General features: G+C 39.7%; 13 protein-coding genes. 7 read left to right on the plus strand and 6 right to left on the minus strand.

Translation table 11 applies throughout. From position 1 onward, the window contains the following. Positions 1 to 25 precede the first annotated feature (25 nt). Positions 26 to 5488: a TIM barrel protein gene (locus tag DXB58_RS11800; protein WP_122136836.1), complete on the plus strand. Its 5463-nt coding sequence runs from the start codon at positions 26 to 28 to the stop codon at positions 5486 to 5488. Positions 5489 to 5583: 95 nt separating this feature from the next. Here DXB58_RS11800 and DXB58_RS11805 read toward each other — a convergent pair whose 3' ends face one another. The 5 genes from DXB58_RS11805 to DXB58_RS11825 all read right to left on the minus strand — a co-directional run bounded on the left by DXB58_RS11805 (position 5584) and on the right by DXB58_RS11825 (position 10103). Beyond that, entirely contained in the window at positions 5584 to 5760 is a 177-nt protein-coding gene (locus DXB58_RS11805; protein WP_004302174.1) for a DUF4250 domain-containing protein, read from the minus strand. Positions 5761 to 5821: 61 nt separating this feature from the next. Next, the gene (locus DXB58_RS11810; protein WP_122136837.1) at positions 5822 to 7366 is read right to left on the minus strand and encodes a carboxypeptidase-like regulatory domain-containing protein; all 1545 of its coding nucleotides are present in this window, start codon (positions 7364 to 7366) and stop codon (positions 5822 to 5824) included. Positions 7367 to 7387: 21 nt separating this feature from the next. Then, positions 7388 to 8242, minus strand: a complete 855-nt coding sequence (locus tag DXB58_RS11815; protein ID WP_122136838.1) for a FecR family protein — start codon at positions 8240 to 8242, stop codon at positions 7388 to 7390. After that, positions 8242 to 8793 carry an RNA polymerase sigma-70 factor gene (locus DXB58_RS11820; protein WP_004305689.1) on the minus strand — a complete coding sequence of 184 codons (552 nt, stop codon included), beginning with the start codon at positions 8791 to 8793 and terminating at the stop codon, positions 8242 to 8244. Before DXB58_RS11820 ends, DXB58_RS11815 begins: the two co-directional genes overlap by 1 nt. A 50-nt stretch (positions 8794 to 8843) precedes the next feature. Next, positions 8844 to 10103 carry a carboxypeptidase-like regulatory domain-containing protein gene (locus tag DXB58_RS11825; protein WP_032843197.1) on the minus strand — a complete coding sequence of 420 codons (1260 nt, stop codon included), beginning with the start codon at positions 10101 to 10103 and terminating at the stop codon, positions 8844 to 8846. A 168-nt stretch (positions 10104 to 10271) separates the two neighbouring features. Between DXB58_RS11825 and DXB58_RS11830 the strand changes: the two genes are divergently transcribed. The 6 genes from DXB58_RS11830 (at position 10272) to DXB58_RS11855 (ending at position 16084) form a co-directional block, all read left to right on the plus strand. Further along, positions 10272 to 10718 carry a GNAT family N-acetyltransferase gene (locus DXB58_RS11830; protein WP_122136848.1) on the plus strand — a complete coding sequence of 149 codons (447 nt, stop codon included), beginning with the start codon at positions 10272 to 10274 and terminating at the stop codon, positions 10716 to 10718. Positions 10719 to 10802: 84 nt separating this feature from the next. Continuing rightward, positions 10803 to 11234 carry a hypothetical protein gene (locus DXB58_RS11835; protein WP_122136839.1) on the plus strand — a complete coding sequence of 144 codons (432 nt, stop codon included), beginning with the start codon at positions 10803 to 10805 and terminating at the stop codon, positions 11232 to 11234. Positions 11235 to 11383: 149 nt separating this feature from the next. After that, positions 11384 to 12019, plus strand: coding sequence for a DedA family protein (locus DXB58_RS11840; RefSeq protein WP_004305686.1), 636 nt, complete (start codon positions 11384 to 11386; stop codon positions 12017 to 12019). 78 nt (positions 12020 to 12097) lie between these two features. Next, positions 12098 to 12745, plus strand: coding sequence for a DUF47 domain-containing protein (locus tag DXB58_RS11845; protein WP_004325331.1), 648 nt, complete (start codon positions 12098 to 12100; stop codon positions 12743 to 12745). Positions 12746 to 12760: 15 nt separating this feature from the next. Further along, positions 12761 to 13777, plus strand: a complete 1017-nt coding sequence (locus DXB58_RS11850) for an inorganic phosphate transporter (protein WP_004305685.1) — start codon at positions 12761 to 12763, stop codon at positions 13775 to 13777. A gap of 51 nt (positions 13778 to 13828) precedes the next feature. Continuing rightward, positions 13829 to 16084, plus strand: coding sequence for a cation:proton antiporter (locus DXB58_RS11855; protein ID WP_122136840.1), 2256 nt, complete (start codon positions 13829 to 13831; stop codon positions 16082 to 16084). Between the two features lie 33 nt (positions 16085 to 16117). Here DXB58_RS11855 and DXB58_RS11860 read toward each other — a convergent pair whose 3' ends face one another. After that, positions 16118 to 16270: a hypothetical protein gene (locus tag DXB58_RS11860; protein ID WP_233527283.1), complete on the minus strand. Its 153-nt coding sequence runs from the start codon at positions 16268 to 16270 to the stop codon at positions 16118 to 16120. Positions 16271 to 16459 lie beyond the last annotated feature (189 nt).

The raw sequence follows: 16459 nt of genomic DNA on the forward strand, positions 1-16459 counted from the left end.
AATAAATAACTAATTTCACAACATAATGAAGAAAAAAATAATCGGCTCTGCACTTGCATTGTTATTCGCGGTAGCATTATCAGCTGCTTATGTCAACAAGACATTTAGCATTCCGGACTTTATAACTGAAACAATAAAGTCCACATCAGACAAATTAGTTCTTACCGACAAATCTTTGTCGGGTGGAAAATTGCAATCCAAAATAAACGCTAAATTTGGAAACAATTACAGCCAACTAAGAACATTAATTATCCAAGCCGGAGAATTAACCCCGGATGATTGCAAGTTCATAAAGAAAAGTTTAACTGGACTGGAAGAGCTAACGATTGAAGGAACAGCCAATTTCACTAATGGTATCATCCCCAAAGGAGCTTTTGACGGGATGCCCAATCTAAAAAGAGTAAAGGCAACTCTGGCAAAAGAAATAGGACTTAAAGCTTTCAGTGGTTGTGAGAAACTCGAAATTATTGATTTTCCAAATGTAGAAAAGACAGGTGTACAAGCATTCGCACAGCTAAAAGGTTCAAACAACAGTCAGCTAAGAGTTGCAAGATTCCCTAAACTGAAACATGCTGATCCACGAATGTTCTATTACTGTACTAATTTATCAGAACTATATCTCAATGCTCCTCCAACTTTAAAAAGACCCGAAGGAAAAGAAGGACTTTGGTTCGAGCGAGTAACCAAAATGATCATTCATATACCGAGTCGCAAAGTATATGACGAATTCATGAAAGTGGAAAACTGTGGGTCTGTAGACTGGAGTGCTTTCAACTTCGTTGCCGATAATGGAGATAAATTACCTGCCATTCAACAGGCTGCTGAATACAATGATTCGGTTTACGACCCATTACGCGATCAACTTCTGCCACATTTTGACCGTACAGATAAAGATTACTCGGGAGATTATTACTCGGGAGATTATAAACTGAGCTTGAATATGTATACATTTAATACAAACATCAACGCTTGGATGAACAACTCCACAGTAGCTCCGCAGTTAAGTACACTGGATGCTATTAAATGGGCAGCAAAGGTTGGTTTTGATGCAGTAGATGTCACCTGTTACTATATTCTGGGATATAGCAATACAGCAATGCCTACCCGACCGGACACTGAAATAATCAAATACGCAAGGAACATTAAGAATCTCTGTTCTGAATTAAACATAGCCATTAGTGGTACAGGCATTCAAAACAACTTTGCCGATCCTAATGAGGCACGTCGAAAAATGGATGTTGAAAGAATTAAATACTGGATTAAAATTGCTCACGAAATGGGAGCTCCCGTACTACGCATTTTCGCTGGTCCGCCTCCGGCAGATATTCGTCGTGAAGGATGGGAGAAAATTGCAAGGGAACGAATAGCGCCACATATCCGTGAGGTTGCCATGTACGCCCAAAAGAATTACCCGGACGTACGTATCGGCGTACAAAATCACGGAGACATGCTCGCTACCGCAAACCAGGTAATACAATTATTAAAATGGATCGATTGTGACAATGTCGGTATTGTAAATGATACAGGGTTCTATCGTGATTTTCTAAACACTGATGCTACCAAGTACGATTGGTACAGAGACATTGCCCTAATACTTCCTTACTCCAACAATTTTCAGATAAAGAAAAAACCGGCAGGAGCAGAAACGCAGGAGTTAATGGACTTAAACCGTTTGATAAGAGATATTCGTAAAAGCCCATATAGAGGATACATTCCCATAGAGTTATTGTGGATTAGCAAGGATGCCGGTTCCCCGACTTCTTTAAAAACCCCTCCTTACGAAGAAACGATTGAGTTTATCAAAAAGTTAAAGCAAGCAATGGAAGATACTAAATCTTTCAAAGAAATAAGTAAAGAGAAGCCACTCGGTGTAAAAATGGCTCCTCCCGAAAGAACAATGGTACAAACCAACCTCCAAAGCGGGGGTGGTTTGTCTTTTGTTTTAAAAGATTCGCATCCTAATATTCTGGAATTCAATGATAAGACGAAGACTCTTACTCTATTAACGAATACCAGTCCTTATCAACTGAATGAGCAAATCAATATCTCTCAAGGGCTATCTATGAGAGTAACAGATTCGAATGGAGTTCCCAGAACGGATATAGAAGAGATACAGAATAAAGATCTGTTAATCATAAGTAATGGTAAAACAAAAGAAACTTATTCCATCAATGTCAAAAGATACGAACTGATTAATCTTGCTCTTAATCCTGATCCGCAAAAGATTAAGGTCAGTACTTACCGCAAGAACTGTACGGTCGAAAAAGCTTTCGACGGCAACTCTACAGGAACATCAGGAAGTGGTTATCAAGTAGATGGCTCGCAAGCAAACAGTGAAGGAAAAGAGACTTTTTGGCTGGCATTAGACTTGGGAGAAGAAAAAGACATTCATTCCATCGGAGTGGCTTGGGGAACTTCTGTTGCTAATCTAAAGAAACGATTAATAGATGGAGTTTATCAGATTGCCTATACAAATGACTTAAATAAATGGAATAAACTTTCTAATGCTAAGGAAAGCGGTTCTGATGGGTTGAACGGATATAGTGCTCCTAAAGGATGGACAATCATACATTCGCAAAATGTAGATGAACTGCCTGATGCCAATGGAAACAAAGTTTTCATTCACTCATTCCCAGAAGTGATAAAAGCAAGGTATGTGATGGTAAGTGGCAAACTGGCCAACCGTTTTATTGAGATTTACAATCTATTTGTGTTCCAAAAACAATTAGCTGATGGCGCACTCCCGCAACCATCTTATCCCACTTTTGATGCAGCCAGAATAAAGCCCGATTATGACAAAATGAATATAATGGTGGGACGACCGGCAGTTATTCTACAAGGAACTCATGTGCCATCTTATCATATTATAGCACAAAAGGATATTTCTGTAACAGGAACTCTGATGGCTCCTGACGGTAAAGTAATATATACTTCAAAACCGATTCATATAAAGAAAGGAGATACTTACAAAATTGACATTGATAAGGTAGCCGATGCATTGGGAACATATCATATGGAATTTGCCATAACCAGCGATAAAACCATTTATGACTCATATTACTTTACTTCCATAAAAGAAGATATTTCCTCATATACCTATGAAAACCCCTACCCTGCTATTTATATGCAGGAAGGTCGGCTTGTCTATACACCGGATTACAGAGGAAATACAGTAATAGATTACTCCAATGTAGGTTACAAAGGTGGTGGTGTGGAAATTCCGAACGTCCCTGTTCGTGTCATCCTGGAACCTTCCGCTGACCAGAATACAGATGATACGGAACGTATTCAAAATGCTATCAATATGTTAGGACGCCTTCAACCAGACAAAAACGGATTTAGAGGAGCTATCTTGCTAAAAGCAGGAACATTCCGCGTCAGCCAGTCTATCAGAATAGACAAAAGTGGCATTATCATTAAAGGAGAAGGTGATGGACACGAAAATATAAAACCTCATTCCAAACCGCTTAGTCCCAATAATTGGTTTGATTATGGACAATCGGAAAAAGCAGAAAAGAATATTACCAAAGTAGTAGCTACATGGGTAGCCGACTCATACAATAAAAATGTTGCCGTATTCAATTTTGCCGGTGGAAATATCAACACTGAAAAGACAATAGAAATAGCAGATCAATATGTTCCTTCAGGTACACGTACTATCAGATTGCAAACTGTTGAGGGATTAAAAGCAGGAGATAATATACGTGTCAACCGAATTATTAACGCATCATGGGCACAAGATTTAAAAATGGATGTCATTACAGACGCTCCATCCGTACCTTCTGCAAATCAATGGGCAGTGAATGGGAAACTAGAGAGTTCTTATATGGATGTTTATCAGGAACGCACCATTCTCTCTGTCAATTCTCAAACCAATACGATTACATTGGTAGAACCCATTGTCGATCCATTGAGTATGAAATATGGCATATCAACCGTTACCCGTTTTACATCCGACAACAGAGTACAAAATGCAGGTATTGAAAACATTCAAATTCTTTCCCGCTTCGATAAATCAACTACCGCAGAAAACTCTGCCTTCGGAATCAATTACAAATCATATGATGATGAATATCATGCACAAGTAGCAGTACGTATCGGCAATGCTGAAAATATATGGGTAAGAAGAATCACCAATTACCACATCGACGTGGCAGTTAATATATCAGACGGAGCCAGATGGGTAACCGTACAGGATGTCAATTGCCTCGAACCTGTCAGCGGTACAGGTGGAGAGCGCCGGTATAGTTTCACGAACTCCGGTGGGTCACTCATTCTAAATCAGCGCAACTATGCCCGATATACTCGCCACGGTTTTATTATCATGGGACAAGTGATGGGACCAAACGTATTTTATAACGATCGGAGTGATTATCAGTTCGATGCAAACGAGCCACATCTCCGATGGTCAACTGGCGGATTATTCGATAATATCAAAGGACGTATCTATGTGCAAAACCGTTGGAATAACGGAACGGCTCATGGCTGGTCGGGAGCAAACTACACCTTGTATAACAATGAAGGCAAGTTCATCATCAGCCAGAACCAGCTGGCAGCCAACTATTTGTTCGGACAATCAGATGCGAATGATCGTCTACCGTTTATCATGGCGGAAGTAGATCCGGGCAACGTTCCTAACTTTAAAGCATACGAATACAGTGTTGGTAAAAAGATGAATCCAGGCAGCTTATACCTGCAACAGCTAAAGGACAGAATGGGACAACAAGCCGTCGACAATACAAATTCATCCAACATTCCAGCCTACAAAGATGAGTCCGGCAGTTTCAATGACATGTTTGCTTATTTAAGTGAAATCAGTATCAATGGGGTAAAACTTGAAACATTCAAAAAAGAAGTGTTGAACTATACTATCCCCATCGCTTTAGATTACAAGGCATTACCTCAAGTGACAGCTAAAGGAGAAAAAGGAACTAGTATACAAAAAGATGAAAATAGTAGAGGTATTACTTTTACAGTCACTAAAGATGGAAAGATAACAAGCGTCTATACGATTGCTTATGGATTTGTATCAAAAGAAAAAATTTCATCCAATGGAAGCAGTAAGCAATTGGATAAACTGACTGATGGCAATTACAAAACTCTATGGAGTCAATCAGGTTCTCCATACGTACAATTTTATCTGGGAGATACCCCGGTTGAAATAGAAAAGGTATCACTCGGCTATGGTAGAAACACACAAATCAGAAGACAATATTATTTTGATTTTGAAATTTCAAATGATGGCTATACCTGGAAGAAGGTCAAAAATTCATCATGGCAATCCGACAATTTAGGTCGTGGACACATTATGGGTATGCAAGTTATGCCGGGAGTAGGCAGTAGTAAATCTGATTATGAAACATTCATATTTCCAAAGAATATAAAAGCCAGACTACTACGTATACAGATGTTTGGTGCACGAAACGGACAAGGCGTCGGCTCCACTAATGCCAATGCCTATTGGGCGATAGACGTAGATACTAAGTAGTTTTCACACAATACCTGTAATATAAGAAAAGCCTCTATCGATTTATTATCTATAGAGGCTTTTCTTATATTTTTAAGATAAATAGAACCAATACATTACCAGAACTTATTGTGTTCCACACTATATTCAAAGCCCACGGCTTTCAACTGATTCACTAATTCATCCTTGTCCACATTCATATCTTCACAAAGTTCGTCAAGTGAAGAATAACAATCACGTAACTTCATATTGATGACGCTGAACAACATCATCGGATCTTTTGGTAATTCCATAACATACAATCTTTTAAACCGGATGCAAAGGTACAGCAATCTCATTGAATGACAAAACAAATCAATCACCTATTTCTTCTATCTTCAAAGAGATCTTTTCTATCAGTTTACTGATTTCCTCTTCCAATGGGATCACGTTGAAGTCCTTCCAAAAGTTCTCATCATATTTGAAATAGGTGTCAGAGAAGATGGTACGGGTGGGCAATCTGTCTGTACGGGGAAATACGACCACTTGTTCGGTATCCACCTTACAAGTAATCATCTCAAACCAGATATGAAGATCCCGGCTGCCGAACAGCATTTTTGCCCGTTTCACTTTGAAATGAAGATCTCCACGGATATGGTGTATGTAATAAGTCCCTTGCCACGGTTTATAAGAAATAGTATATACCACCTTTTGAGGAATCATTCGCACGTTACGCGTACGCCTTTCGACAAACATACCTGCCGCATTCTTCACATATACAGGATGAACTTCCAGACGGGCTTGCAATAGAGCACTTGTCTCGGAATCAAGAAATAGCTCTCCACAAAAAAGAGGTTCGCTGATTCCCTTTTTCTGCTCAAAATGCACCACATTTACAAATCGGTCCTCTAAAAATGTTACTCCTTCTGAAGTATAGTCATAAATACCCTTCTCTACACTAGGAGTCAGGAACTCGGGCATATCTTTGATGATATCCATCTGGATACAAGCCTGAATTCCGGATTTTACTTTTACAAGCAAGCTGTCTTTTGCTTCTACATTACTTAGCCGACTCATCTTCAACAGCTTCACCTGATCCGGTACAGAAGAATATGAGGATGTCTTATAAACCTTAAACACAGCTTCCGACAAGTTTTGAAATTTGTTTTTCAACTGAACTCCTTCACGATAAAAAGTAGTCAGATATACCGGAGTATGCGAATAATTCTTATTCCGCCGCTCAATCATTTCACGCAAAAGTTTCTTTGGATCACTTCGACGAATCACCACTTCCTGCAAAGGGACAACTTTAGGTTCGAGACTAAGTATATTGTGCCGTCCAATCAGCAAAGCAAACTCTATGTCCTGTGAAAGATAACCTATATGAGAAAAAGTAATCGAATCATTTTTCAAAGAATCGGGTAAAGACAGTTTAAAATCTCCATTCTGATTCGTTATACTGCCAATAGATGTTCCTCGCACTCCAACAGTAGCAGAAGAGATAGGTATTCCTGTCTCCTTATCCAGCAAAGTACCGATAATGACAAAGTTTGTTATCTGTTCCGGAACAAAATCTTGTTGCACACGTACCTTTTTCTCCGAAGGGAGAGTAATCAGGATGTGAGTGCCCATCACTTGAAACTCCAGACTGGTATTTCCTACGATGTCATACACTGCCTGACGAATGGAACGTTCGCCTCCCTTTATCTTCACTACTGCATCATTATCAATGACTTTACTATCATAAATAAACATATATCCCGACTGTTGAGAGACATCACTCAACAATGAATAAACAGTACCTTTTATCTTGGGAAGTCTGACTATACGTTCCAGCACATCACTTCCATCCGCTCTCATCATATCGACGAAGAAGAAGAGTATCAGCAGAACGGACAGATAATGATAAGACTGTTTCATTTTTCCCAACTTTAATGAGTTCTATTCCGATAATAAAAGAATATCTCCTTGCCGGATACATTGCAGACTGAGCGCATTAGCTATCAGATTAGCTATAACTTCAGAAGATTCGTCAGAGAATTCGACAGTCAGCCGACGTTCCTCCAATGCCGGTGAGACAACTTGTATTTGCAAACTATCCGAATTCAAATTCATGACTTTCAGAATGTTCGCTAACGATTCATCTTTAAATCGTATATGCTTAAAGAAGCTCCCCCACTCTTCATTCTCCTTATCTGTATCCAAAACGACTAATCGTTGTGATCGCACTACTACCATTTCCCCCGCTTTTACATAACACTCCTGATTTCCTTTTTTTAGAGTAACCTTCACTATCCCTCTTTGTACGGATAAACGGAACGGAGCATTTTCATCACTTTGCACACTAAAAGCAGTACCTAGCACTTCAATCTTAGCTTGCTCCGTGTCAATCCAAAAGGGTTGTCCCTGCTTCTTTGCTACGTCAAAGAACGCATTTCCCTGTAGACTCACTTCCCGTTTATCAGCAATAAAATGTTTCGGATATAACAGGGAAGTTTCTTTTGCCAAGAGTACGACAGAACCGTCTTCGAGAGTCGTTGCCAAAGTGGAAACACCTTGATTTTCCTGTGTAAGAAGATGCTGTGCCAGTTCTTTATCAGAACCGGTCACCCAATACAAAGTTCCCCAAATGACGCCTATCAAAACGGCGGCAACTGCTCCGTACCTGATCCATTGTGAATATTTGCGTGTATGGTGGCCTTCATCCACTTTCGCAAGTAAACGGTCATTGTCCAAGCGATTATACAATCGATTCCACGCCTGATCTGTCTTTATTTTATAAATATCTGTTTTCATCACTTCATGTGAATATAAATTTCTACTTCTTCTCGTAATGTCCGGAGGGCTTTTGTCATTTCAGCCTCTACTGTCTTAACAGAAAGCGAAAGCTGCGTCGCTATCTCGACATATTTCCGCCCTTCCAGACGATGCATCTCGAAAATCCTCCGTCTGCGAACCGGCAGCTTTTCAAGGGTTCCATTTATGAATCTCTCCAATTCCTCATACTCCATCTGTTGATGAGGATCTGTTGACTGCTCTGGGTTGGAAGTAGTCAATACAGTTTCACGGTATCTGTTCCGAACTTCCTCGTGTTCGCAATACTGCAAAGATTGATTACGAGTCGCTCTATACAAGTAACTTTTAACGGACTGAAAGATCTGTAAGCGCTCCCTTTCTTTCCAAAGTACATAAAAAAGTTCCTCCACAATCTCTTCAGCCACTTCCATTTGCCCGGTAATGCCTGCCGCATAACAGCAAAGAGGAAAATAGTAACGGCGAAAGAGTTCCTCAAACGCTTTTATGTCACCTCCCTTTATCTTTTTTAGTATGAGCAGTTCATCCAGCATACTTGCTTTTCTTTATGATTGACTTCAAATATAAGAAAACTATCCCTGTTTCAATTCGATTGCTTTTTTAATTTATCCACTGCGTGCTCCAAAGATTCCGTAGGTTCGATGATATTGTAGTTTCCCCAAAAGTCCGGACTCCAATATTCGTCTACTTTATCATAGAATATTTGATTCAAGCTGAAGGCTTCTTTGTTGGGAATAGTCTCCAACATTCCTTCTCTCTTGTCGGTCACGACCATTTCGGAAGCTACTGTATAGCTTGTGGAAAACAGTTTCTTCTTCCAGTCACATTTGAAACGGATTGTGTTGCTAATGTAATTCAGATAAGTTTTTCCATCCACATCTTTATAAGTGACCAGGTAGGACAGCTCTTGCGGCTTGAATCTTAAACCGAGAGGCTTTTTATATAAAATGGCAGTGGTTGCCTTCGATTTATCCTGCATGTCCAGACTCATCTCTATACGGGTAAATGACAAGCGTTCACGATCGATATATAATTTGCCATACAAGAGAGCATACATAAGGATTACCTTGGGGCGGAAATTAATAACATACTGCATACGGTTATCTATAAGCATGGATTCCGCCATCCAGAACTCATAATTATTCAATTCTTCCATATCGAGTAATGCTCCCTTGTTCTTCACAACATCCAAAGTGATGCTCAAGTTAGGGCCGCCAACAACCTTGACAGCTAATGTATCACTCGCTTTCTGGCTAAGCAGGCGACGTCCCTTCACCACCCTTACTTTGTCATAATTAGTATTTCTATTAGTGTAGGCAGTTTTGGACACATCGATCACAGCCTCCGATATACCAATATACCGACGACCTTTCTGTACAGTCTCCCGATAAAATCCCGTCAGCATATCACGCTTATCACTATAATTTAGAGGAATCTTACTAATTGCCTTCTCTACAATCATACGTGGATTTTCAGCAAACACCACCACTTCATTCAGCAGGTTGGCATGAGGTGTCAGCCAAACCGTCAACTTAGAGGGTGTTTCTTTCTCCAGAGAGATATGATTATTTACATAACCTATATGTGAAATCTCCAGTTCGCGCGGCGCTTCTGTTTTTTTGATTTTCAAAGCAAATTCTCCTTCCGCATTCGTCACAGTGCCGATATTACTGCCATGCACAGATACATTTACGTTCTCCAGAGCTTTTTTATTTTGCTTGTCTTTCACCATACCAACGATTGTTAGATAATCTCCGGCATCTCCTTGCGCCCACACAGGAAAGCTACAAAGCAGCAAACAAACTGACAGCCATCCAACCAAGTGTTTTTCTACATTCTTCATACTGATGCTTTTTAAAGGTAAATAAATTACGTTTCTATTTATTAAGAGCGCTCAGACTGGAAATACCCTACAGCTTTTACAAAAAAAAGAAAAAGAAATCATATTCCAATGTTATATCCGGGAATTAATAGTAAATTTCCCGGCAGATTAATGATAAAAGCAATCGCCATGATACGCAAATTAGACAAGACCGAATATGACCGGGCTACCTCATTAGCATTGGAAGTATATATACAATGTGGAGCGGAAGACTTCGATGAAGAAGGTTTGAATTCATTCAAAAGTTTTATCTTTAGTGAGCAACTTATGAATGAATTAGTGATTTACGGGGCTTTTGACAATGAAAATCTAGTAGGCATTATGGGAACGAAGAATGAAGGGAAGCATCTATCCCTGTTCTTCATCGGAAAAGAACACCACCGTAAAGGCATCGGCAAACAATTATTCAATTTTGCAATCAAGCATTGCCCGGTAAATGAAATGACGGTTAATTCATCCACATACGCTATTCCTTTTTATCAAAGTCTGGGCTTCGATAAAATTGCCGGGAAACAATGTACCAATGGGATGACATATACTCCGATGAAATTTACGATAAGCAACTTCAAAGAATAATTCCCGGTAATCACTGATATAATTGTTAATTATGCTTGTGAATATGTATTTCATATAAAAATAGTTTCTACCTTTGCGGCCGTTATGATGAAGTACATATTTTGTATACTATTAGGCGTATTTCTGTGTTGGGGATTCCATCTGATTTCCGACGAAGCACAAGAGGCATACCGGTTAGAAGCCGGTAGTAACGGCATACAAACCTATTCCAATTCATATACCTCTAAAGCTAGCATTATACAACTGGATCAAGAACAGAAATTAGTCAAGACAAAAGAATACGCCGGAAAGCAAAATTACAATAACGATAACGGCGTTTTAAATCCATTTTCCTTCCGCCACCTCTCTCCCTTAAAAATACTAAGATTCAATATTCCTTCTGTCACTATCCGCATACTAAGCTCGCTAAAGATTCAACTTCCTCAAAATCAATGGACAGGTTTTTCATATTATACCAATCTTTTTAAATATTCCGATAGATATCATATCTATTCATTAGGACACATACTCATTTAGCCATTTTATATCTTTTTTCGGCATAGGACAATTCAAGTCTTTTATGCCCCACTTTCTGTTTGCATCCACCATTTGAGTGAAAAAAGAATTCACTATGGTCTGGAAGCCTATAACATTCTTTCATTACAATAATAACCAAAGTATATAAAATGGACTTTTTATTGGATTTTATACTTCATATCGATCAATATATGGTGATGATTGTGCGTGATTATCATGCCTGGACATACGCCATCTTGTTTTTTATCATCTTCTGTGAAACCGGATTAGTGGTCACTCCTTTTCTTCCCGGTGATTCTTTACTCTTCGTTGCAGGAGCCATTTCAGCATTACCAGATATGCCCATCAGCGTGCATATACTTGTCATTATCTTATTTGCCGCTGCCGTATTAGGCGATTCCTGCAATTACATGATAGGACATTTCTTCGGTCGAAAGCTGTTTAATAATCCCAACTCCAGGATATTCAAACAAAGTTATCTGGAGAAAACACACGAGTTCTATAAAAAGTATGGTGGGAAAACAATTATTCTAGCCAGATTTGTCCCGATAGTACGCACATTTGCACCTTTCGTAGCAGGAATGGGAAAGATGAATTACTACTATTTTATGATGTATAATTTAGTTGGTGGTGCACTCTGGGTTGCCGTATTCTGTTATGCTGGTTATTTCTTCGGCGACCTTCCGTTTGTGCAGGAAAACCTGAAGTTACTGATTGTAGCCATCATATTTATCTCTGTATTGCCTGCCATTATAGAGGTAGTACGTGCCAAACTAAAATCTTAAAAACAGCAAACTATAATCTGTATTCATTTGTTACTAATATAAATAGAGAAGAAAAAACAATTTAAAGTTTTTACACTTATGAAAAATTCTTTTTTTAGCCGGTTTACTCCTAAGGAGCCCAAATTTTTCCCTTTACTGAAACAGCTATCAGAAGTGCTCTGCGAAGCATCAGTTGTTTTAATAGAAAGCTTGCAACATGACTCACCTACAGAACGTTCGGACTACTACAAAAAAATCAAAGACCTGGAACGGGAAGGCGATAGACTGACACACCTGATTTTCGATGAATTAGGTACTACCTTTATCACTCCTTTCGACCGCGAAGATATTCATGACTTAGCTTCCTGCATGGATGACGTCATTGACGGAATAAACAGTTGTGCCAAACGAATCTCTATTTACAATCCCCGTCCTATTTCAGAGAATGGCAAAGAGTTGAGCCGTTTGATTCAGGAGGAAGCGATCTATATATGCAAAGCCATGGACGAACTCGAAACATTCCGTAAGAAACCAACTCTTCTCCGTGAATACTGCTCCAAACTGCATGAAATCGAGAACCAGGCGGATGATGTATACGAATTCTTTATCACCAAACTTTTCGAAGAGGAAAAAGATTGCATTGAACTTATCAAAATAAAGGAGATCATGCATGAACTGGAAAAAACGACCGATGCTGCAGAGCATGTAGGTAAGATTCTCAAAAACCTGATTGTAAAGTACGCATAAAGCAAGCCGGAACACATGGAATTATTAGTGACTATCATCATTCTGGCTCTGATATTCGATTATATCAACGGCTTTCACGATGCAGCAAACTCAATAGCTACCATCGTATCTACCAGGGTGCTTACTCCCTTTCAAGCTGTAATATGGGCTGCTTTCTTCAACTTCGTAGCCTTTTTCATTGCCAAATATATAATAGGTGGATTCGGTATCGCCAATACAGTATCCAAGACTGTGGTAGAGCAATATATCACCCTGCCCATTATATTAGCAGGAGTTATAGCGGCTATCACCTGGAATCTGGTTACCTGGTGGAAAGGGATTCCGTCTTCTTCCTCACACACCCTTATCGGAGGTTTTGCAGGAGCTGCCATTATGGCAAACGGATTTGAAGCAATTCAGCTTAACATCATTCTTAAAATTGCAGCCTTTATCTTTCTGGCTCCTTTTATCGGAATGGTCATTGCTTTCGGTTTCACCCTGTTTGTCCTCTACATCTGCCGACGCGCACATCCCCACACAGCCGAGCAATGGTTCAAGAGGTTACAACTCGTATCCTCCGCCCTCTTCAGCGTCGGACATGGCTTGAACGATTCACAGAAAGTAATGGGTATTATTGCCGCTGCCATGATAGCCGGCCATTCAATGGGATTGGGCATGGGTATCAACAGCATCAATGACCTTCCCGACTGGGTTGCTTTTTCGTGCTTCACAGCAATTTCACTCGGTACGATGTCCGGTGGCTGGAAGATAGTGAAAACAATGGGAACAAAAATTACCAAGGTAACCCCACTGGAAGGAGTGATTGCCGAAACAGCAGGTGCTTTCACTCTCTACATTACGGAAATGTTGAAAATCCCCGTTAGTACCACACATACTATCACAGGAGCGATTATCGGAGTAGGTGCAACTAAACGCCTCTCTGCCGTTCGTTGGGGAGTAACCAAAAGCCTCATGACTGCCTGGATTCTTACAATTCCAGTCAGTGGACTCTTAGCTGCAGCTATTTATTATATTGTTTCCATCTTTTTATAGATGGAAACATATTATCTATCAGGAATGTTATAATAAATAAACCCACACCTAATGTCACACTTGCCAACTTTGATTGCCGACCTTGCGCTGATATTAATATCGGCCAGTATTATAACCTTGTTGTTCAAATGGCTAAAACAGCCTTTAGTCTTAGGTTACATTATTGCCGGATTGCTGGCAGGTCCTTATATTAATATTTTCCCTACAGTAGGAGATATTGAGAATATCAATATATGGGCAGAAATAGGTGTTATATTCCTGCTCTTTGCACTCGGACTGGAGTTTAGTTTTAAGAAGCTCATGAATGTAGGTTCCACAGCTTTTATTACGGCTATCACCGAAGTAATCAGCATGTTACTCATTGGGTATTTGGTGGGACAATTATTAGGATGGGGCACCATGAATTCCATTTTCCTGGGGGGAATGTTGTCTATGTCATCCACTACAATCATTATCAAAGCCTTCAATGATCTGGAATTGCGTAACCAACGTTTTACCGGTATCGTATTCGGTACTCTGGTAGTGGAAGACCTGATTGCTATCTTAATGATGGTGCTTCTTTCCACAATGGCAGTGAGTCAGGACTTTGTGGGTGAAGATTTGCTGATAAGTGTGCTCAAGGTCGTTTTCTTTTTAATCTTGTGGTTTCTCATAGGTATCTTCGTTATTCCGGCTTTTCTCAAAAAAGCAAAGAAGTTGATGAATAACGAGACTCTTCTGATTGTTTCTCTCGGTCTTTGTCTGGGAATGGTAGTATTGGCTACTTATACAGGGTTTTCAACAGCACTAGGAGCATTTATCATGGGATCTATCCTTGCCGAAACTATCGAGGCCGAACACATCGAACATATCATACAACCGGTAAAAGACCTCTTCGGAGCTATCTTTTTCGTTTCGGTCGGTATGCTGGTGAATCCGGCTGTATTGGTAGAATACGCCTGGCCTGTCATCATCATTACACTGGTTACCATTATCGGCAAAGCCATTTTCTCTTCGTTTGGCGTACTCTTATCCGGAGAACCACTGAATACTTCCATCAAATCCGGATTCAGCCTGGCACAAATCGGAGAGTTTGCTTTCATCATTGCCGGACTGGGTGTTTCGCTCAAAGTGCTTGATCCGTTTATTTCACCTATCATTGTGGCTGTATCTGTCATCACCACTTTCACGACTCCTTACTTTATCCGTTTAGCCAATCCTTTTGCCGAATGGCTTTACAAAATATTGCCTACTAAAGTACAGAAGACATTAGATCGTTATGCTTCCGGCAAGAAGACCATGAACCACGATAGTGACTGGAAGAAATTACTAAAAAACATGATTGGGAGAGTTGTTATCTATAGCGTACTGCTCACTGCTATTTGGCTGCTGTCGATACAAATCATTTATCCCGCCATCAGCGAAATGTTTGCTCCTGTCACTGTATGGATCAACCTGGTGATGTGTCTAGGTACTCTTCTACTTATGACTCCTTTTTTATGGGCGCTCATCTCCAACAAATACAACTCTTCGGAATTATTCCTGAAGCTATGGAGAGACGAGAATTACAATCACGGACGCCTGGTTTCCCTGGTCCTGGGACGTGTATCTGTTGCTCTTTTCTTTATCACTAGTGTAGTCATCAGCTACTTTAAACTAAACTGGGGAATAAGTGTGATTATTGCCATAGCCGTGGTAGCATTGATTCTTATTCTTAGGGAAGACCTCACGCAATATTCACGATTGGAAACAAGATTCCTTGCCAATCTTAACCGACGGGAAGAGGTAGCTAAAAAACGGCACCCGCTAAAAACAAGTTTCAATAGCGAATTCAATGATAAAGACCTTGATTTGACATCTATCCTCGTATCGCCTTATTCCGATTACATCGGCAAGTCTTTAGGAGAACTTTCATTCAGGCAAAATTTTGGAGTAAATGTCGTCGCAATCACTCGTGGCGATCTGAACATATATATACCGAAAAGCTCTGAACACATCTATCCGCAGGATAAATTGACAGTAGTTGGTACAGATACGCAATTACAGGAATTCAGAAATAGAATAGAAGATGTAAAAAATACATCAGATATGGATGCAGTGGATAAAAAGATAACTCTCCACTCTTTCACGGTAGACGAAGAATTCCGCTTTTTAAATCAGACCATCGCTCAGTCTCATTTAGGAGAGAAGCATGACAGTATTGTTGTAGCTATTGAACGAAATGACGAACTGATTCCCCTGGATAAAGACACAACTTTCCAATTAGGAGATCTCGTTTGGATTGTGGGCAACCGGGAAAAGATTAGAAAAATACTGTACTTAACGTAATTGGTATCTAAGCCAGAATGGAATACATCTGCTTTACTTATCTAACATTCTATTTACAAAGTGAGGACGTGTGAATGGCTTACTTGGTCCTACAGTTGATTTAGCACTGCGCGTTTGTGATTTATTCTGCAAATCAAATACGGCAAACTCCTCATAAGACATTTGTTTACCCAAACTTCTTTCCATTATTTTATCTTATATCGCTTTACGAGGAGGAGTATTAAAAGATAAGCTACATTTTCATTACCAGAAAAATTATTCGACGAATCGCCCTAAAAAAAGACGTATAGACTTTTTTGAACTTTCCGATATAGAATAATAGTCATTCAAAAGGTTCTTCGTCAAATTTGGTGGTAATCTCTTTTTTATTTCACC

It is taken from the genome of Bacteroides sp. OM05-10AA (genome assembly GCF_003439055.1).
GTDB classification, from domain to species: Bacteria; Bacteroidota; Bacteroidia; order Bacteroidales; family Bacteroidaceae; genus Bacteroides; species Bacteroides intestinigallinarum.

Coding starts and splice junctions, on each gene's coding strand:
- DXB58_RS11800 (WP_122136836.1), top strand. CDS start 26: ATGAAGAAAAAAATAATCGGCTCTGCACTTGCATTGTTATTCGCGGTA.
- DXB58_RS11805 (WP_004302174.1), bottom strand. CDS start 5,760: ATGGAATTACCAAAAGATCCGATGATGTTGTTCAGCGTCATCAATATG.
- DXB58_RS11810 (WP_122136837.1), bottom strand. CDS start 7,366: ATGAAACAGTCTTATCATTATCTGTCCGTTCTGCTGATACTCTTCTTC.
- DXB58_RS11815 (WP_122136838.1), bottom strand. CDS start 8,242: ATGAAAACAGATATTTATAAAATAAAGACAGATCAGGCGTGGAATCGA.
- DXB58_RS11820 (WP_004305689.1), bottom strand. CDS start 8,793: ATGCTGGATGAACTGCTCATACTAAAAAAGATAAAGGGAGGTGACATA.
- DXB58_RS11825 (WP_032843197.1), bottom strand. CDS start 10,103: ATGAAGAATGTAGAAAAACACTTGGTTGGATGGCTGTCAGTTTGTTTG.
- DXB58_RS11830 (WP_122136848.1), top strand. CDS start 10,272: ATGATACGCAAATTAGACAAGACCGAATATGACCGGGCTACCTCATTA.
- DXB58_RS11835 (WP_122136839.1), top strand. CDS start 10,803: ATGATGAAGTACATATTTTGTATACTATTAGGCGTATTTCTGTGTTGG.
- DXB58_RS11840 (WP_004305686.1), top strand. CDS start 11,384: ATGGACTTTTTATTGGATTTTATACTTCATATCGATCAATATATGGTG.
- DXB58_RS11845 (WP_004325331.1), top strand. CDS start 12,098: ATGAAAAATTCTTTTTTTAGCCGGTTTACTCCTAAGGAGCCCAAATTT.
- DXB58_RS11850 (WP_004305685.1), top strand. CDS start 12,761: ATGGAATTATTAGTGACTATCATCATTCTGGCTCTGATATTCGATTAT.
- DXB58_RS11855 (WP_122136840.1), top strand. CDS start 13,829: ATGTCACACTTGCCAACTTTGATTGCCGACCTTGCGCTGATATTAATA.
- DXB58_RS11860 (WP_233527283.1), bottom strand. CDS start 16,270: ATGGAAAGAAGTTTGGGTAAACAAATGTCTTATGAGGAGTTTGCCGTA.